The following is a 16,799-nucleotide window of genomic DNA, read 5'->3' as shown; positions in this document are numbered from 1 at the left end:
AGGTCATTGCGGCAGGTACTGCGTGATGTTCCCGAGTGCGTTGGCCACGTAGGCTTCCTTTTCGCCCACCGGGGCGACGTAGTGAAGCGCTGCGGCGGCAGCCTCCAGCCCTTCGGTGCGGGCAATGATCCAGCCGGCCAAATAAGGCGCGGCAAAGCAGCCGCCTGCGGTTGCGACATTGCCGCGTGCAAAGAAGGGCTGGTTCAAGACCTCCACGCCGGCCTCCTGCACCCAGGGCTTGGTGGTCAGGTCGGTGCAGGCCGGTATGCCGCCCACAAGGCCGAGCTTGGCCAGGATCAAAGTGCCCGAGCACTGCGCTGCGATCAACTGGCGGGCCGGATCGAGCGCCAGGCGCCCCATCAGCTCGGGGCTGGCGACGACCTCCCGCGTCTTCACCCCGCTGCCGACGACGACGGCATCAGCAAGGCGCGCATCCTCCAGCAACGACTGGGCGCGTATGGTCACGCCGTTCATGGACGTGACTTCCGGGGTCGGGCAACACAAAGTCACGCGCCACCCCGGCTTCTTGATACGGTTGAGCACGCCCAGCGCGATGAGCGAGTCCAGTTCGTTGAAGCCGTCGAAGGTGAGGATCGCGATGTGCATAGGATTCGTGCGTGAGGGCTGAGATGCGCTCATCGTAGGCCGGGCGATCAATACAATCAAAAAATTGTCATGCATACATCGCACGATGGCCGAAGCCCGCTACAAGCAACTGGTCGATGAACTCGCCGCCGAGATCCGCGCGGGACGCCTTCAGCCGGGCACCCGCCTGCCTACGCACCGGCGGCTGGCCGAGCGCCACGGCCTGGCGCTGGTTACTGCTTCGCGCGTCTATGCGGAGCTGGAGGCGATGGGGCTGGTCAGCGGCGAGGTCGGCCGCGGCACCTTCGTGCGCGAAGCGGCGATGCACGGCGGTGTTGGCGTCGATCAGCGGACCATGGCACCGGACCTGGTGGACCTGAACTTCAACTACCCATCGCTGCCCGGACAGGCCGAGCTGCTGCGCGCCGCACTGCGGCAGCTCGCCGCCGGTGGTGAACTGGACGCCATGCTGCGCTATGCACCCCATGGCGGCCGAATGCATGAACGCGCCTGCGTCGCCCGGCATCTCGCGTTGCGAGGACTGGCGGCCGAGCCGTCGAGCGTGCTGCTCGTCGACGGCGCACAGCACGGGCTGGCAGTAACGGTGATGGCGCTGCTGCAACCGGGCGACGTGGTCGCCGTCGACGCCCTCACCTACCCCGGCTTCAAGGTGCTCGCCGAGGCACACCGGCTGGAACTGGCGCCCATACCGGCATCCGGACAGGGGCCGGACCTGGACGCGCTGGAACGCCTGTGCGCGCGCCGCCGCCTGAAGGCCATCTACGCGATGCCGACCCTGCACAACCCGCTGGGCTGGGTGATGAGCGCAAGCCGGCGCCGCCGGCTGGCCGCCATCGCAAGACGGCATGGCCTGCTCATCATCGAAGACGCCGCCTACGCCTTTCTGGCGGACGACGCGCCGTCGCCGCTGGCAACGCTGGCACCGGAGACGACGGTGTATGTCTCGGGTCTTTCCAAGAGCGTGGCGACCGGGCTGCGCGTGGGCTTCGTCGCCGCGCCCGATGTGTTGGTGCCCAAGCTCGAACGCGCAATCCGGGCCACGACCTGGTGCACGCCGGGCGTGACCACGGCCATCGCCTGCGCGTGGCTGGAAGACGGCACGGTCAACCGCCTCGAGGCAGAGAAACGGCAGGACGCGGCGGCGCGGCAAGCCATCGCCAGCGAGGAGCTTGCCGGATTGCGGTGCGTGCGGCACCCTTCGTCGTACTTCGTCTGGCTGTGCCTGCCGGACGAAACCCGCGCCGACTTGGTTGCGGCGGCGCTGATGCGCGATGGCGTCTCGGTGTCCACTGCCGAGCCCTTCGCGACGTCACAGCACGTGCCGCATGCGCTGCGCCTCGCACTGGGGTCGGTCGGGCTGGACGAGCTGCGCAGTGCGCTACGGACGGTGCGACGGGTGATCGGGGAGCGGTCGTTCTGAGATGACGTGGCGGGACCCTGTCGACATTTGAGCCACTCTTCCCATGTCAAGGCGCGCTGCGGCGCAGGAACATATGCGTGGCGCGCTCGCCTGCCACCTGCCGTTCGCAGCTGTAGCCCATCGCCGGCAGGTCCAGGCCTGCGAACAGCGCCTCGCCTTTGCCCAACAGCACCGGACGCACGGCCAGGTGCAGTTCGTCGATCAGCCTGGCCTTCAAGTATTCGCGTACGGTGGCCACGCCGCCGCCCACGCGCACGTTGCGCGCACCCGCGGCGACCTGTGCCTGTGCCAGCGCTTCGCGGATGCCGCCGGTGACGAAGTAGAAAGTAGTGCCACCCTGCATCGTCAGCGGCGCGCGGGCATGGTGGGTCAGCACGAAGACCGGCACGTGGTACGGGGGCTCATCGCCCCACCAGCCTTTCCAGCTCTCGTCCGGCCAGGGACCGCGCACCGGCCCGAACATGTTGCGTCCGAGGATCCAGGCACCTATTTCGGCGAAGCCTTGTTCGGCGATCTCGTTGTCGATGCCGGTCTCGCCGTTGGCCTCGCCCGTCTTGTGCATCTGCTGCCAGACGCGCGTGGGAAAGAACCAGTCCATGAGTTCAGGACCACGAACGCCCAGCGGGTGCTCCAGGCTCTGGTCTGGGCCAGCGGCGAAGCCGTCGAGCGAAACGCTGAAGCTGCGCACCAGTACTCGGGTCATGGGGCTGTCTCCTGAAAAAAGAGAGGCCACATCCTAGCGCGGTCGGCCTCCTCCGAGGCGACAAGGCTGGTGGCAAGATTCAGGAACCCTCCACGCGCACCCTGCTGCGGCGGCTCGACTTGGCTGACCGAAACGAGGCCGCTCTCGCTCAAGCGCCGACGCTGTGCACTCACCAGCCGTGGAACCGCCCCCAGGTTTCCAGCGAGCCGTCTTCAGATAGCGCCTGATATTCAGGAAACTGCGCGCCAGTCGCACAAGCGTGGTTCGGCAATATGCGCAGCCGCGTCCCGATGGGAAAACGCGCCGCAATGCCCGTGTCCAGCGCGCCTTCGCGCGAGAGGATGCCGTGCTCCTGGTTGGCACCGCTGAGCACGTAGCCGTCGAGTACGGTCCCATCCACGGAGCAGACCTGCCCATAGCCGAAGTCACGCTTCTGCTTCTGCGTGCCACGGTCGCGGCTCATCGCCATCCAGCCTGAGTCGACGATGGCCCAGCCCTTGTCGGCCTGGTGGCCGATCACCGTGGTGAGCACGCTCAGGGCGATGTCGCCCTCTGTGCATACGCCGATGTTGCGCATCACGAGGTCGAAGAACACGTAGACGCCGGCCCGCACCTCGGTAACGCCCTCGAGCGCCTCGGCCATCAGCGCCGTGGGCGTGGAGCCCACGCTGACCACCGGGCACGGCAGGCCCGCGTCGCGCAGCCGCTGGGCAGCGCGCACGCAGCCCGAGCGCTCCTGTTCGGCCATGGCTCGCAGGGCTTCGGGCGTATCGAGCTCGTAGCTGGAGCCGGCATGCGTCATCACGCCGCCGAGGCACATGCCGCCGTCGTGCAACACATGCGCCACTTCGAGCAGCGCGTCTTCTTCGGGCCGGATGCCGGAGCGATGGCCGTCGGTGTCGACCTCGATCAGCACGTCGAACACCTCGCCGTTCGCGCGGCCGAACTCCACGATCGCGCGCGCCGACTCGACACCATCCGTGAGGATGCCCAGCGCGCAGCCTCTGCGGCGCAGATCCATCGCATGCTGCAGCCGGTGCGGCGCCATGCCGACGGCATAGAGGATGTCGGTGAAGCCCTCGGCAAAGAACTGCTCGGCCTCCTTCAGCGTGGAGACGGTGATGCCCTGCGCACCCCCATTACGCTGTGCCTTGGCAACGGCGATGCACTTGCTGGTCTTCACGTGCGGGCGAAAGCGCACGCCAAGTTCGTTCATGCGCTGCTGCATGCGCGCGATGTTGCGCTGCATGCGCGAGCGCTCGATGAGGGCGGCGGGTGTGTCGATGGTGGCGAGGGTGTTGTTCATGAGTGGGTTCTTCATTTGCCGAAGGATTGCAGCCAGGGCAGCGCGGGTGCCAGTGTTGCTGCTTGCAGTTCGGGCGTCGGAGCACCCTGCGGCAGCGCCAGCCCGACGCGGTTGTGCCAGTAGGTGCGCAGCCCGACCGCCGATGTGCCGAACATGTCGTAGCCCGAACCGGCAACGAAAGCCGCTTCTTCAGCCTTCACACCCAGCCGGTCGAGCGCCAAGCGATACGGACGTGGATCGGGCTTGTAGAAGCCGGCCTCCTCCGAAGTGACGACCACGTCCCAGTCGATGCCCAGCCGCGCCGCCGCACGATGGCCGAGCCGCTTCGAGCAGTTGGTGACTACGGCGAGCTTGCAGTGCGGCTTCAGCGCCAGCAGCAGCTCGCGTGCGCCGTCCCACACGGGCAGGGTGTCCCATTGGGCTTCGAGTGCGTCGGGCGCGGAGTCGGCCATGCCTGTGTGGCGCGCAGCGTCTTTCACCAGCTGCTCGTAGGGCACGTAGGCACCGCAGCCGTAAGTGAGCCGCAGGTACTCGGCGCGCCAGGCGCGGCCCTTCTCTTCGGAACCTGCGGCGGTGTTCCAGACGGTCCAGGAATCGAGCAGCGCCGTGAGCAGGTCGAAAAGCACGGCGCGTGGATAGGCGTTGTGGGCTTGCATGGGCATCGACTGTACGTCTCAAGGCCATGCTTGTGCTTCAATGCACGGTCATCAATCGTTAAGTACAAGTTAATGATCCAGATCGAAGACATGCAGCTTGCGGCCGCCCTGCTGCGCGAACCTTCGCTGAGCGCCGCGGCGCGCGCGCTCGACGTCACACCGCCCGCGCTGTCGATGCGGCTGCGCAAGCTCGAAGCCACGCTGGGCCTGTCGCTCGCCACCCGCACCGCGCGGCGGCTGAGCCTCACGCCCGAGGGCGAACGCTTCGCGCGCGAAGCGGCTGCGCTGCTCGGCCAGATCGAGGGGCTGCGCGAGTCGATGCAGCGCGACGACCAGCGGCTCACCGGCACGCTGCGCATCGCCGCGCCCTTCGGCTACGGCCGGCAGTACATAGCGCCCATGCTCGCGCGCTTCGCCCGGCTGCACCCGGGGCTGAGCGTGCAGCTCGACCTGCGCGAAACCCCATGGCCCGACCGGCACGACGCCGACGCGGTGATCCACATCGGCACGGTGCGCGACTCGTCGTGGGTGGCGCGCACGCTGAGCGCCAACGAGCGCTGGCTGTGCGCGAGCCCGGAATACCTGCGCCTGCACGGCGTGCCCCGCGTGCCGCGCGACGTGATGGCGCACGGCTGCATCAGCATCCGCGAGAACGACGAGGACGTGACGCTATGGCATGTGCGCCCGGCCGGCCGCGCAGCCGCCAGGGCCAAACCCCAGACCCTGCGCATCTCGCCCGCCTACGTCACCAACGACGGCGGCGTGGCGCGCCAGTGGGCCGAACAGGGCATGGGACTCGTACTGCGTTCCGAATGGGATGCGGCCGATGCCGTGGCACGCGGCACGCTGGTGCGCGTGCTGGCCGACTGGCAGTTCGACAGCGCGCCGGTCACGCTGCTGGTGCCTAGCCGCAAGGGGCGCACGGCGCGGGTGCAGGCCATCGTCGAATTCCTGGCGGAGAGCTTCGGCGCCAGGGAAAAGTAGTTGCGCGCATATCCATAGCCGCATTCATTCGTTGGCCGCGCGGGCCTCGCGCGCCAACACTCGCTGCTTCCAATTTTTCGGTGGAGAAGCTTGCGATGACCGTTCCTCTCGATCACTTACCGCCTTCGCGCCGCAGCGTGCTGCAGGCCGGGGCGGCGGCAGCCATCGTGGGCTCCGGTGCCCTGCTCGCCACCGTGGCACGCTCGCAGCCACGCAAACTCACCTTCGCCTGGAGCCAGGCCGGCTTCTGCCTGGCCCCAGTACCAGTGGCACTGGAGCGGGGTTTCTTCGAGAAGAACGGGCTCGACGTCGAGCTGCTCAACTGGGCGGGCTCGTCCGACCAGATGCTGGAGGCACTGGCGACCGCCAAGGCCGACGTGGGCGTGGGCCTGATCCACCGCTGGGTGAAGCCGCTGGAGGCGGGCTTCGACGTCAAGGTGGTGGGCAGCGTGCACGGCGGCTGCCTGCGGCTGGTGGGGGCCAAGGCCTCGGGGGTGACGACCGACCTTGCCAGCCTCAAGGGCAAGACCATCGGCGTATCGGACCAGAACAGCCCGGCCAGGCAGTTCTATGCCATTCATCTCGCGAAGAAAGGCATCGACATCGAGAAGGACGTCGACTGGCGCGTCTACCCGGCTGACCTGCTCGACGTGGCCGTGAAGAAGGGCGAGATCCACGCGATTGCCGACGGCGACCCGAACGTGTTTCTCATCGAGAAGCGCAACCCCGGCGTCTTCACCGAGATCGCCAACAGCGCCAAGGGCGAATACGCCGAGCGTCTGTGCTGCATCGTCGGCGCCCGCGGCGAACTGGCGCGCAACGACAAGCCACGCGCCGCCGCCGTGGTGCGCGCGCTCGCGCAGGCCTCCGACTACGTGTCGGAGAACCCGAACGAAGCCGCCAAGATCTATTCGAAATACGCGCCCAAAGTGCCGCTCGAAGACCTGCAGAAGCTGCTGGCCGAGCTCACCTACAAGCACCATCCGGCCGGCAAGGCGCTGCGCAACGAGGTGGAAGCTTTCGCCGCCGACTTCCGCAATGCCGGCATCCTGAAGAAGAGCACCGACGTAGCGCGCTTCGCCAATCACGTGTCGCTGGACGTTCTCGCATGACCACCGCTGAACAGGTTCTGGACTCGCCGCTCGGGTTGCAGGGCAATGCGCCCGCTCATCACGCACCGCGGCAGAAAACCCCGCAGACGGTTGCGCTGCGCCCTCCCGCCCCCACCGGCATCTGGCCCACCGGCCTGCTCGCTGCAGCCGCCTGGGTCGCGCTGGGCCTTCTCACGCTGCTGTGGCCGAACAAGGAAGTCGGCTTCAACGACTGGGCCTTCACGCGCGAGTTCGGCATTGCCACGCTGGTAGTCGCCGCCCTGCTCTTCGCCATTTCGCTGCTGGGCCACCGCGCGGGCAAGCTGGCGCGAACGCTGCGGCCGGCCGGGCAATGGCTGGTCGCGCTGGCCGTAGTGCTTGCGCTGTGGGAGATCGGCACCGCCAAGCTCGGCGTGCTGCCTTCGCCTTTCTTCGCTCCGCCGCAGAGCCTGATCGACGTGGTTCATGAGGACTGGCAACGCCTGGGCCTGTCGACCGCGTATTCGCTGCGCCTGCTGGCCAATGGTTTCGTGCTGGGCGCGCTGATCGGCTTTGTCACGGGCGTGTCGATCGGCTGGTCGCGCATCGCGGGGTATTGGGTGCATCCGCTGCTGCGCTTCCTGGGGCCGGTGCCGGCGTCGGCACTGCTGCCGCTGGCCTTCTTCTTTGCGCCGTCGAGCTATTCGGCCGCCGTGTTCCTCGTGGGGCTGGCCACCTTCTTCCCGGTGGCGGTGCTCACCTGGTCGGGCGTGGCCTCGGTGCACAAGAGCTACTACGACGTGGCGCGCACGCTGGGTGCTTCGGAGCGCTTCCTGGTGTTGCGGGTGGCGATTCCAGCCGCCCTGCCGCAGGTGTTCGTCGGCCTGTTCATGGGCCTTGGCGCCTCGTTCTCGGTGCTGATCACGGCCGAGATGATGGGTGTGAAGGCCGGGCTCGGCTGGTATCTGCAGTGGGCCCAGGGCTGGGCTGCATACGCCAACATGTACGCGGCGCTGTTCGTCATGGCCGCGCTGTGCTCGGGCCTCATCACGCTGCTCTTCAAGGTGCGCGACCGCGTGCTGTCCTGGCAGAAAGGAACCGTCAAATGGTGAATGCAGTGCTTCCTCGCGCGCCCGCGCCGACCCAGACCACTGGCGGCGCCCACATCGACATCCGCGGCGTCAGCCACTGGTTCGAGGTGTCCGGCGGCGTGCTGCAGGTGCTCGACGGCGTCGACCTGCAGGTGCGCCCCGGCGAGTTCGTCGCGCTGCTGGGGCCCAGCGGTTGCGGCAAGTCGACCCTGCTGCGGCTGGTGGCCGGCCTTGAGCCCGCAACCGCCGGCGCCATCACGCAGAACGGCGAAGCCATCACGCGGCCCGACCCGTCGCGCATCGTCGTGTTCCAGGACCCGACGCTCTACCCATGGCGCAGCGTGTGGGACAACGTGGCGCTGGGCCTGCAGGCGCGCGGCGTGCTGAAGGAACAGCGCGCCCGCGTCGACGAAGCGCTCAAGCTCGTGGGCCTCACCGAATTCGCGAAGGCCTTTCCGCATCACCTCTCCGGCGGCATGGCGCAGCGCGTGGCGCTGGCGCGTGCGCTGGTCAACGACCCGCAGCTGCTGGTGCTCGACGAGCCTCTGGGCAAGCTCGATTCGCTCACGCGCATCGCGATGCAGAGCGAGCTGGTCAACCTGTGGCAGCGTGCCGGCTTCTCTGCGCTGCTGGTCACGCACGACGTGGAAGAGGCGCTGTTCCTGGCCAACCGCGTGATCGTGCTGAGCGACCGGCCGGCGCGCATTGCGGCGGAACTGGTGGTCGATCTGCCTTACCCGCGCCATCGTGGCGACCCGCGGCTGGCCGAATTGCGGCACGAGGCGCTCAAGCACCTGGGACTCGACGCCACGTGGTGACATGAGCGTTTTGCCCGAGGCCGGTTGGCTCAACCTGCTGATCGGCCTGCTGCAGGGCACGCAACTGCAGCTGTTGCGCCTGCTCGATGCGCTGGGGCTGGTCTCGCACGCGCACGGCCAGCCGGCATGGCCGTGGGCGCTGCGGTTGTCGGGCGAGAACCTGCTGATCGATCTTGGCCAGGCGCGACGGCTCGGGCTCACGGTGGTCGTGCTTGCGGCGGCGGTGCTGACGCTGCTGCTCGCCGCGCTCTGGCGTCGTCGCCGCGTGTGGCTCGTTGCGGCGGCCGCGTTGCTGGTCGCGCTGGCGCCCTGGCCCGAAGCCAACGTGGTGCTTGTACCCGCGTACCCGACCAGCTTCCAGACATCGCCCACGGGCTTCACCGCAGACAGCATCGAGCGCGGGCGCGTGCTGTATGCGGCGCAGTGCGTGGCCTGCCATGGCACCGATGGGCGTGGACAAGGACCGCTGGCAGCTTCACAACCCGTGTGGCCGCCCAATCTCGGCGGGCCGCTGCTGTGGCGACGCGCCGACGGCGATGTGCTCTGGCATGTGATGAATGGCATGCGCGACCGGCGCGGCGCCCCGACGATGCCCGGCTTCGGCGGTGTACTGCGTGACGCGGACGCCTGGGCGCTGATCGACTTCATGAAAGCGCAGGGCGCGGGTGAAAGCCTGCGTGCGGCCGGGCTGTGGACGCAGCCGATCGCACCGCCCGATGTGGCTGTGCAATGCAAGGGCAAGCCGCCACGCAGTCTGAACAGTTGGCGCGGGCAGCGCTTGCGGATCGTGGCTGCGGGTGCGAGCGTGCCGCCGCTGCTCGACGACCCACGCCTCGTCACCGTGTTCCTTGCGCCAGATGCCACCACAGCCGTATCGCAGGCCGGTGACTGCATCGCCGCTTCATCCGCCGCATGGGCAGCCTTCTCGCTGGTCGCCGCGACATCGCAGCTCGCGGGCACGCAGCTGATCGTGGACCGCGACGGCTGGCTGCGCGCGCGCGGCGAACCCGGCAAAGGCGCGTGGAGTGACGACGACCTGCTGTGCCGCACCGAGCAGCCTGCATCGGCTGGCACGCGGCCGTTGGCGCCGGACGGCCTGGGCGCACTCATCGCGCGCATGGACGCCGAACCCGTGCGCTTCGTCAAGGGCGGATTCGTCCACTGACGCCCGCAACAGGACTACGATGTTTTCCGGGCCCATCGCCCATCAACCCAGAAGGAGACAGACCCCATGTCCAACCACGTCTACAAATCGCTGGAGCTGACGGGCTCCTCCTCGACCGGCATCGAAGACGCCGTGCAAACCGCCATCGCCAAGGCGCACGAAACGCTGCGCAACATCCAGTGGTTCACCGTCACCGAGACGCGCGGGCACGTGGTGGACGGCAAGGTCGCGCACTGGCAGGTGACGCTGAAGATCGGCTTCACGCTGGAGTGAGCCGAACGCGGGGGCGTTCGAGCCAGAGCCTCTGCTAGCGCATGTATCCCAGGTCCCGCACATCAGAGCGAACGGCCGAGCGGTCCGCCCCCTGCATCGGCAGGCTCACCAGCAGTTCGAGCCGACGACGCAGCGAAAACAGCATCTGGATGGCGTCGTGCGCGGTCTTCTCCAGGTCGTTGCCGTCGGCGATGTCGGGGTAGGCCCACAGCGCCGCGTCGGGCTGGCCGGGCCATGACGGCTGGCGGGATGCGCTGGCCGCGTCCAGCGTGATGACGAAGTCCGCCGGGGAGGCATTCGCGCGCACCAGCTCATCCCAGCTGCGCGGCGGCCGTTCGGGAGGGGGAATGCTGGCGCTCGTCAATGCGGCAACGGCCGCGGGATGGAACTCACGGGCAATGTGCCCGGGTTGACCGCAGGAAGATACCGAGAACCGCTTCGGGTCCAGGTGCGCGAGGCACGCTTCGGCCAGGATGCTGCGCAATGAATTTCGTCGCGAGACGAAGATCACGCCAATACGTTTTTGCATGGAGCCTTGAATATAGCCAAGCGCGCTGACCACGTCATGACTTAGGTCAAGACCCTGCGCAACTGCCCCCGAACGGTGCGGAACGGTGCAGACTTGGGGGCATGGACAAGCATTTCCTGACCCCGCTTTTCGCACCCGCCTCCATCGTGGCCTTCGTCGGCCACGTCGACGACCCGGGCGGCCAGACCCCTGCGGGCCGCACGCTGCGCGAGGCCTTCCGTGCCGACCGTTTCGACGGCACCCTGCGCTTTCTGGACGTGCGCACCAAGGGCACGCTCGAAGAACTGGCCCAGACTCATGCCGACCTCGCGCTGATCGCGCTGGCGCCGCGCGACGTGGCGGCCGCGCTTGAAATCGCGGGTCGCATCGGCTGCAAGGCGGCGGTGGTTCTTTCGAGTGGCATCGGCGCCGACGAGGCAGCGCAGTGGCGCAAGATCGCGCGCCGCGAAGGCGTGCACCTGCTGGGGCCGAATTCGCTGGGCTTCCAGCGCCCACTGCTGCACCTTAATGCCGGCGTGGCCGGGCCGCTGGCCAAGCCGGGGCCGCTCGCGCTGGTGGCGCAATCTGGCGCGCTCACGGCCTCGATGCTCGACTGGGCGCGCCAGAACGGCGTCGGCTTTTCGAGCGTGGTGTCGCTGGGCCCGCACACCTCGGTCGACATTCCGCAGGTGCTCGACTTCCTGGCCAACGACCAGGCCACGCACAGCATCATCGTGTACCTCGAAGGCATTGCCGATGCGCGGCGCTTCATGAGCGCGCTGCGCTCGGCCTCGCATGCCAAGCCGGTGGTGGTGCTCAAGGCCGGGCGCAAGCCGGCGGGCAACGAGGCCGCGCAGACGCACAGCGCCGCCATCGTGGGCAGCGACGACGTGTTCGATGCCGCGCTGCGCCGCGCGGGCGCGGTGCGGGTCCGCTCCTTCGTCGAGCTGTTTTCTGCCGCCAAGTGCCTGGCCTCGCGCTACCGGCCGGTGGGCAAGCGCTTGGCCGTGGTCACCAACGGCGGCGGGCCCGGCGTGCTGGCGGCCGACTGGATCAACGAGATCGGCCTCCACCTGGGCAAGCTTTCGCCGCCCGCGCAGAAGCTGCTGCAGCCCACCCTGCCCCCGCTCGCATCGTTGAACGACCTGATCGATCTTTCCGAAGAGGCCCTGCCCGCGCATTACCGCGCCGCCATCGATGCCGCCTCGGCCGACAGCCAGGTCGACGGCGTGCTCGCCATCTTCTCTCCCAAGGCCGGCGCCGACGCAGCTGCCACCGCGAAAGCGCTGGCCGACATCCCCCGGCCGATGAACAAGCCGCTGCTGGCCTGCTGGATGGGCGACTCGTCCGTGGGCAAGGCGCGCTCTGTGCTAGCCGACGCGACCATTCCGAGCTTTCGCACGCCTGAAGCCGCGGTGGGCGCCTTTGGCAACATCGCGGCCTTCTATCAGAACCAGCAGTTGCTGCAGCAGACGCCGCCGCCGCTGTCGGCACTGGCCAAGCCCGACATCGAGGGCGCGCGCCTGATCATCGAAAGCGTGCTGGCCGAACGGCGCCATGTGCTGACCGAGATGGAGTCGAAGTCGCTGCTGTCGTCCTTCCACATTCCGATCACGCGCACGCTGCTCGCACGCAGCGCCAGCGAGGCCATGATGATCGCGACGCAGCTGGGCTTTCCGGTGGCGCTGAAGATCGACTCGCCCGACATCGCGCACAAGTCCGACGTGGAAGGCGTGGCGCTCAATGTGCTGAACGGCACCAGCGCGCGCGACACCTACGTCGAGATGATGGAGCGCGTTGCCCGCCTCGCGCCCGAGGCCCGCATCAACGGCGTGACCGTGCAGAAGATGGTGCGCGCGCGGCGCGGGCGCGAGATCTACGTGGGCATGGTCACCGACCAGCCTTTCGGCCCCGTCATCGTTTTCGGCGCGGGGGGCACCATGATCGAGCTGCTGAACGACCGCGCCATGGAGCTGCCGCCGCTCAACCAGTTTCTTGCGCACCGGCTCATCGAGCGCTCGCGCGTGGCCGAGACGCTGGGCGAATGGCGCGGCGCTCATGCAGTGAACATGGAAGCACTCGAAGACGTGCTGCTGCGCGTGTCCGAAATGGTGTGCGAGCTGCCCGAGCTGCGCGAGATGGACATCAACCCCATCATCGTGGACGAGTCGGGCGCCATTTCGGTCGACGCGCGCATCGTGGTCGGCAGCACCACGCAGGCGGTGGCGGCCCACGTCAGCAATGCGGTCAACGGCTACCAGCACCTGGCCATCATGCCGTACCCCGCGCGCTACCGGCGTGAATGGCCGCTGCCCGGTGGCGGCACGTACATCGTGCGGCCGGTTCATCCCAACGACGCGCAGATGCTGCAGGCGCTGGTGCAGGGCCTGTCGCCCGAGAGCCGCTGGTTCCGCTTTGTCTCGCGCTTCCACGAGCTGCCGCCCTCGATGCTGTCGCGCTTCACGCTGATCGACTACGACCGCGAGATGGCGCTGGTGGCGGTGGTGATGGAGCGCAGCGTGTCGCCCGAGGGCACCGTGCTCGAAAGCGAGCACATCGTGGGCGTGTCGCGCTACATCACCAACCCCGACCAGACCAGCTGCGAGTTCTCGCTGGTGGTGGCCGACGAGTTCAGCGGCAAGGGCATCGGCTCGCGGCTGATGGAAAGCATCATCGACGTGGCGCGCGACAAGGGCCTGGCCGAGATCGACGGGCTGGTGCTGGCCAACAACCCCGACATGCTGAAGCTGGTGCGCAGGCTTGGCTTCACCGTGAAGCCCTTCCCCGAAGACCCGGACTTCAAGCTCGTGACGTACATGCTGTAGAGGCCCCGGGGCGCCCGGGTCGGGCGGAGATAATCGCGCCTCACTCTCCGATGACCTGAATGTTCCTGCGCTTCCTCGGCCGCTTCGCGGCATCGCTAGTCGTATTGCTGTCGGCGATGTGGGCCTGCATGGCACTTTGGTATCAGTTGCCGGGGCCTTCCTTCGTGAAGATCGGCGCAGGCGTGCTGTGGGCCGGCTTCGGCCTTGCCGCCATCGCGCTGCTGTGGCGCGGCAAGGCAGCGCGCGCCCTGCTCTCCTACGTGGTTGGCTTCGCATTGCTGATGGGCTGGTGGGGCACTATCCTGCCCTCGCAGAACCGCCTGTGGGCCGATGACGTGTCCCGCCAGTTGCACGCCCATGTCGACGGCAGCATCGTGACGATGGACAACGTGCGCAACTTCGAATGGCGCAGCGACACCGACTACACCCAGCGCTGGGAAACGCGCAGCTACGACCTCGACCGCCTGCGCTCGGTCGACGTGGCGCTCTCGTACTGGAGCGGCCCCGCCATCGCGCACACGCTGGTGTCCTTCGGTTTCGATGACGGGCAGTTCGTTACCTTCTCCATCGAGATCCGCAAGGAGCGCGGTGAAAGCTTCTCGTCGGTCGGCGGCTTCTTCAAGCAGTTCGAGACCAGCCTCGTTGCGGCCGACGAGCACGACATCATGCGCGTGCGTACCAACGTGCGTGGCGAAGACGTCTACATGTACCGCGTGCGCCTGCCGCAGCAGGAAATGCGCTCGCTGTTCGTGGCCTACCTCGGCGAAAGCGCGGCGCTGGTGCGCGAGGCCAGCTTCTACAACACGCTCACCGCCAACTGCACCACCATCGTGTATGCATTGGCCAAGCGCATCGTGCCCGGCCTGCCGATGGACTGGCGGTTGCTGGCCTCGGGCTACCTGCCCGACTACCTCTACGACGTGGGCGGCCTTACGCCCGGCTACAGCATGGAAGCGCTGCGCGCGGCGGGCCGCATCACCGACCGTGCCATCGCCACCGACAAGGCGGCGCCGGGCGTGAACTTCTCGCAGGCGATCAGGCAAGGCCTGCCGGGCCTCGAGGACTCCAAGGCCCCCAAGGCGAAGCCGTGATGCGCATGCGCTTTCTTTGCCTTTTGTGTACCGCCGTGCTGCTGGCCGGTTGCGCAGGCGTGAAGGTCGGCTCGATCTCGCCGGCCGAATACCTCGCGCAGCGCCGCGGCGACGTGCTCACCACCGGCGAGCTCAGCACCTCCGCACAGGAAGTGCTGCGCGTGATCGGCTCCGACGCCGATCTGTGTCGCAAGGACGGCCAGGCCTGCCGCAATGCGCTGGCCGACTCGTCGGGCCTGAGCGACGAACAGCGCCTGTCCGCGCTGTCGGAAGTGTGGCTGCAGGTGGCGCTGGCGGCAGACAAAGGCGGCACCGCAGCGCAGTCAGATTCATCGGCCACCACGGCCATCGAGGCCTGGCTCGAAACCGCGCGCCATGCCTACGCCTACCTGTTCTACACCGCCCGCAAGCCGCGCGACCGCGCCTTCGAAGACCGGCAGACGCAGGTTCGCGACTACTACAACTACGCAGTGCAGCAGGCCATCACCGGCCTCTTCAAGACCTACCGGCGCACCGGGTCGCCATCGGACCCGACCCCGGAAGTGCCGCAGGTAGGCGACTGGCGCATCGAAACAGATGTGTCGGGACTGCGCCTGCCCACCAGCGCGCCGCTGCCGGACGAACTGATTCCCGCCGCCTCGCTGACCTTCTCTGGCCTGCGCAACACCTACCGGCGCGACGGCTTCGGCGCGGAGCTGGTGGCGGCAAACGCCAAGCGCACGGACGACGAGGCAACGCCCGGCCAGGCCGACGACAAGCGCCCGCCCCGGCCGCCCTACCGCGAGATGCCGTTCCCCGCCGTCACCGCGCTGCTGCTGTTCGACGGCGCCAATCTCGACGAGATCCTGCGCACCCACACGTTGCGCATCGCGGCCTACGACCCGTACCGCACCGCCAACGTCCAACTGGCCGGGCAGGAGGTGCCGCTGGCCGCCAACTTCACCTCGGGCTACGGCCTGTGGCTCGCGCGCTCCGACTTCGCGCTGCAGGCCCTGCGCAGCCTGTTCGGCGGCCGCGACGGGCTCACGCAGCCGCGCATCTACCTGATGCAGCCCTACGACCCGAACCGCCGCACGGTCATCATGCTGCACGGCCTCGCGAGCAGCCCCGAGGCGTGGATCAACGTGGCCAACGAAGTGCTCGGCGACGAAACGCTGCGCCGCCGCTACCAGATCTGGCAGGTGTATTACCCCACCAATGCACCGCTGCCGATCAACAACTTCGCGATCCGCGAAGCCGTCACGCAGACACTTGCGCACTTCGACCCCACGGGCAAGGCCGAGGCCTCGAACAACATCACGCTGATCGGCCACAGCATGGGCGGCGTGCTGTCGCGGCTGATGGTGTCGTCGTCGGAAGACAAGCTCTGGGAGGCGCTGCTGGCCAGCTACCCGATGCAGGGCGCGCAGCAGCAGCGCATGGAAGAAAAGCTCGCGCCCTACCTGCGCTTCGAGCCGCTGCCGCAGGTGAGCGACGTGATCTTCATCGCCTCGCCGCATCGCGGCACCGACTTCGCCAACAACCGCGTATCGCGCTGGGTGGCCAACCTCATCACGCTGCCGGTGGCGATGCTGGGGCAGCTGAGCGACATCTCGCGCGAGCTGATCCGCATCGCGCCCAGCACGCAGGGCCAGGAGCCGCTGCGCATTCCCAACAGCATCGACAACCTGAGCGACCGCGATCCGTTCGTGCGGCTGTCATCGGGGCTGCCGATGAATCCGCGCGTGCGTTTTCATTCGATCATCGGCAACGACACGCCGGGCGTGGCGCAGGCGCTGTCGAGCGACGGCATCGTGCCGTATGCAAGCTCGCACCTGGACGGCGCGGCATCGGAGCTGGTGATTCCGTCAGCGCACAGCGTGCAGGAGAATCCGTTGGCGATCCTGGAGATACGGCGGATCCTCAGGGAGCAGCTGCGTTCGCAGCCGCCGCGCTGACCGCGCGGCTACCTCTTCGCGGAGCGCTGCGCCCGCACGCGCTTCAGGAAGTCCTGGAAGAGCGCCTTCTTCTCGGGAAAGCGCTCCGCTCCCTCCGCGAAGATTGCCTCCGCGGCGGCCAGCTCGCCGAGCCGCATGAGGCACTCGCCCTTTGAGAAGAAAGCAGCCGGCCCGTCGGGGTTCACCTGCAGCGACTGCTCGAAGTCGTTCAGCGCTTCGCTGAAATTCCCGAGCTCCATGTGGGTGAACGCCCGTACATGGACGCCCCCCAATATGCCAGGCAGTCAGTTGATGATGACTTGAAGGTTCGATTGCACCCGTACATTCGGACTTTCGCTGCGGCTTT

16 protein-coding genes are annotated in these 16,799 nt (G+C 67.8%); 10 read left to right on the top strand and 6 right to left on the bottom strand.

Features of this window, described 5'->3' with window-relative positions:
* Positions 1-3: 3 nt before the first annotated feature.
* Positions 4-606: a DJ-1/PfpI family protein gene (locus tag BLV60_RS26820; RefSeq protein WP_093058341.1), complete on the bottom strand. Its 603-nt coding sequence runs from the start codon at positions 604-606 to the stop codon at positions 4-6.
* 85 nt (positions 607-691) lie between these two features.
* On the opposite strand from BLV60_RS26820, the gene BLV60_RS26815 reads away from it, so the two are divergent.
* Positions 692-2,026, top strand: a complete 1,335-nt coding sequence (locus BLV60_RS26815) for an aminotransferase-like domain-containing protein (protein ID WP_093058340.1) — start codon at positions 692-694, stop codon at positions 2,024-2,026.
* A 46-nt stretch (positions 2,027-2,072) separates the two neighbouring features.
* Here BLV60_RS26815 and BLV60_RS26810 read toward each other — a convergent pair whose 3' ends face one another.
* The 3 genes from BLV60_RS26810 to BLV60_RS26800 form a co-directional block, all read right to left on the bottom strand.
* Complete coding sequence (locus BLV60_RS26810; RefSeq protein ID WP_093058339.1) at positions 2,073-2,729, bottom strand: dihydrofolate reductase family protein; 657 nt, start codon at positions 2,727-2,729, stop codon at positions 2,073-2,075.
* Between the two features lie 169 nt (positions 2,730-2,898).
* On the bottom strand, positions 2,899-4,035 hold the full coding sequence (locus BLV60_RS26805; RefSeq protein ID WP_093058430.1) for a DSD1 family PLP-dependent enzyme: 1,137 nt from the start codon (positions 4,033-4,035) through the stop codon (positions 2,899-2,901).
* Between the two features lie 11 nt (positions 4,036-4,046).
* On the bottom strand, positions 4,047-4,697 hold the full coding sequence (locus BLV60_RS26800; RefSeq protein ID WP_093058338.1) for an HAD family hydrolase: 651 nt from the start codon (positions 4,695-4,697) through the stop codon (positions 4,047-4,049).
* Between the two features lie 66 nt (positions 4,698-4,763).
* Here BLV60_RS26800 and BLV60_RS26795 point away from each other — a divergent pair, with 66 nt between their 5' ends.
* From BLV60_RS26795 to BLV60_RS26770, 6 genes are all read left to right on the top strand, one after another.
* Positions 4,764-5,675, top strand: coding sequence for a LysR family transcriptional regulator (locus BLV60_RS26795; protein WP_093058337.1), 912 nt, complete (start codon positions 4,764-4,766; stop codon positions 5,673-5,675).
* A gap of 95 nt (positions 5,676-5,770) precedes the next feature.
* Positions 5,771-6,787, top strand: a complete 1,017-nt coding sequence (locus BLV60_RS26790; protein WP_093058336.1) for an ABC transporter substrate-binding protein — start codon at positions 5,771-5,773, stop codon at positions 6,785-6,787.
* Entirely contained in the window at positions 6,784-7,857 is a 1,074-nt protein-coding gene (locus BLV60_RS26785; RefSeq protein ID WP_093058335.1) for an ABC transporter permease, read from the top strand. Before BLV60_RS26790 ends, BLV60_RS26785 begins: the two co-directional genes overlap by 4 nt.
* Positions 7,851-8,654 carry an ABC transporter ATP-binding protein gene (locus BLV60_RS26780; protein WP_093058334.1) on the top strand — a complete coding sequence of 268 codons (804 nt, stop codon included), beginning with the start codon at positions 7,851-7,853 and terminating at the stop codon, positions 8,652-8,654. Before BLV60_RS26785 ends, BLV60_RS26780 begins: the two co-directional genes overlap by 7 nt.
* 1 nt (position 8,655) lies before the next feature.
* Positions 8,656-9,819 carry a c-type cytochrome gene (locus BLV60_RS26775; RefSeq protein ID WP_093058333.1) on the top strand — a complete coding sequence of 388 codons (1,164 nt, stop codon included), beginning with the start codon at positions 8,656-8,658 and terminating at the stop codon, positions 9,817-9,819.
* Between the two features lie 66 nt (positions 9,820-9,885).
* Positions 9,886-10,092 carry a dodecin gene (locus tag BLV60_RS26770; protein ID WP_093058332.1) on the top strand — a complete coding sequence of 69 codons (207 nt, stop codon included), beginning with the start codon at positions 9,886-9,888 and terminating at the stop codon, positions 10,090-10,092.
* Between the two features lie 34 nt (positions 10,093-10,126).
* Here the strand turns inward: BLV60_RS26770 and BLV60_RS26765 are convergent, their stop codons facing one another.
* Positions 10,127-10,621, bottom strand: a complete 495-nt coding sequence (locus BLV60_RS26765) for an arsenate-mycothiol transferase ArsC (protein WP_093058331.1) — start codon at positions 10,619-10,621, stop codon at positions 10,127-10,129.
* Positions 10,622-10,722: 101 nt separating this feature from the next.
* On the opposite strand from BLV60_RS26765, the gene BLV60_RS26760 reads away from it, so the two are divergent.
* The 3 genes from BLV60_RS26760 to BLV60_RS26750 are packed head-to-tail and all read left to right on the top strand — an operon-like array spanning position 10,723 to position 16,453.
* Positions 10,723-13,425 (top strand): bifunctional acetate--CoA ligase family protein/GNAT family N-acetyltransferase, encoded by a 2,703-nt coding sequence (locus tag BLV60_RS26760; RefSeq protein WP_093058330.1) that lies wholly within the window; start codon positions 10,723-10,725, stop codon positions 13,423-13,425.
* A gap of 59 nt (positions 13,426-13,484) precedes the next feature.
* A complete protein-coding gene (locus tag BLV60_RS26755) occupies positions 13,485-14,516 on the top strand; it encodes an Lnb N-terminal periplasmic domain-containing protein (protein ID WP_093058329.1) in 1,032 nt (343 codons plus the stop codon).
* Positions 14,516-16,453 carry an esterase/lipase family protein gene (locus BLV60_RS26750; protein ID WP_093058328.1) on the top strand — a complete coding sequence of 646 codons (1,938 nt, stop codon included), beginning with the start codon at positions 14,516-14,518 and terminating at the stop codon, positions 16,451-16,453. Before BLV60_RS26755 ends, BLV60_RS26750 begins: the two co-directional genes overlap by 1 nt.
* Positions 16,454-16,461: 8 nt before the next feature.
* Here the strand turns inward: BLV60_RS26750 and BLV60_RS26745 are convergent, their stop codons facing one another.
* Complete coding sequence (locus BLV60_RS26745; protein WP_256329592.1) at positions 16,462-16,725, bottom strand: tetratricopeptide repeat protein; 264 nt, start codon at positions 16,723-16,725, stop codon at positions 16,462-16,464.
* Positions 16,726-16,799: the final 74 nt, after the last annotated feature.

This window comes from Variovorax sp. YR634 (genome assembly GCF_900106655.1).
GTDB lineage: Bacteria > Pseudomonadota > Gammaproteobacteria > Burkholderiales > Burkholderiaceae_C > Variovorax.
This window is presented reverse-complemented; position numbering and strand designations above follow the sequence as displayed.

Coding starts and splice junctions, on each gene's coding strand:
- BLV60_RS26785 (WP_093058335.1), top strand. CDS start 6,784: ATGACCACCGCTGAACAGGTTCTGGACTCGCCGCTCGGGTTGCAGGGC.
- BLV60_RS26755 (WP_093058329.1), top strand. CDS start 13,485: ATGTTCCTGCGCTTCCTCGGCCGCTTCGCGGCATCGCTAGTCGTATTG.
- BLV60_RS26800 (WP_093058338.1), bottom strand. CDS start 4,697: ATGCCCATGCAAGCCCACAACGCCTATCCACGCGCCGTGCTTTTCGAC.
- BLV60_RS26775 (WP_093058333.1), top strand. CDS start 8,656: ATGAGCGTTTTGCCCGAGGCCGGTTGGCTCAACCTGCTGATCGGCCTG.
- BLV60_RS26795 (WP_093058337.1), top strand. CDS start 4,764: ATGATCCAGATCGAAGACATGCAGCTTGCGGCCGCCCTGCTGCGCGAA.
- BLV60_RS26750 (WP_093058328.1), top strand. CDS start 14,516: ATGCGCATGCGCTTTCTTTGCCTTTTGTGTACCGCCGTGCTGCTGGCC.
- BLV60_RS26810 (WP_093058339.1), bottom strand. CDS start 2,729: ATGACCCGAGTACTGGTGCGCAGCTTCAGCGTTTCGCTCGACGGCTTC.
- BLV60_RS26780 (WP_093058334.1), top strand. CDS start 7,851: ATGGTGAATGCAGTGCTTCCTCGCGCGCCCGCGCCGACCCAGACCACT.
- BLV60_RS26815 (WP_093058340.1), top strand. CDS start 692: ATGGCCGAAGCCCGCTACAAGCAACTGGTCGATGAACTCGCCGCCGAG.
- BLV60_RS26760 (WP_093058330.1), top strand. CDS start 10,723: ATGGACAAGCATTTCCTGACCCCGCTTTTCGCACCCGCCTCCATCGTG.
- BLV60_RS26805 (WP_093058430.1), bottom strand. CDS start 4,035: ATGAACAACACCCTCGCCACCATCGACACACCCGCCGCCCTCATCGAG.
- BLV60_RS26770 (WP_093058332.1), top strand. CDS start 9,886: ATGTCCAACCACGTCTACAAATCGCTGGAGCTGACGGGCTCCTCCTCG.
- BLV60_RS26765 (WP_093058331.1), bottom strand. CDS start 10,621: ATGCAAAAACGTATTGGCGTGATCTTCGTCTCGCGACGAAATTCATTG.
- BLV60_RS26790 (WP_093058336.1), top strand. CDS start 5,771: ATGACCGTTCCTCTCGATCACTTACCGCCTTCGCGCCGCAGCGTGCTG.
- BLV60_RS26820 (WP_093058341.1), bottom strand. CDS start 606: ATGCACATCGCGATCCTCACCTTCGACGGCTTCAACGAACTGGACTCG.